Below are 275 nucleotides of genomic sequence, written 5' to 3' on the forward strand. Positions count from 1 at the left end.
CCAGCAGACTCCCCGCCCCGTAGGTCACCGCCATCGCCAGTGCCCCGCCCGCCACGTTGCGCACCACCGCGCGGGGCGGGGCCGCGGCGCCGAGACGGGCGCTGGTCCAGCCGGTGAGGACGAGGGCGGCCAGGACGGTGACGGCGAGGCGCCAGCCGGGCGGGGGCAGGACGATGGCCAGCAGGGGCAGCAGCGCGCCCACGGTGAACGACAGGAAGCTCGCCCAGGCCGCGTTCCAGGGGTTGGTCAGCTCGTCGGGGTCGATGCCCAGCTCC

Annotated in this window: 1 protein-coding gene; it reads right to left on the reverse strand. The window is 76.7% G+C overall.

Features of this window, described 5'->3' with window-relative positions; all coding sequences use genetic code 11:
* On the reverse strand, nt 1-275 hold a 275-nt coding region (locus tag CCN44_RS46650), incomplete at both ends, for a VIT1/CCC1 transporter family protein (protein WP_244203993.1).

This window comes from Streptomyces tricolor, assembly GCF_002155905.1.
Classification (GTDB): Bacteria; Actinomycetota; Actinomycetes; order Streptomycetales; family Streptomycetaceae; genus Streptomyces; species Streptomyces tricolor.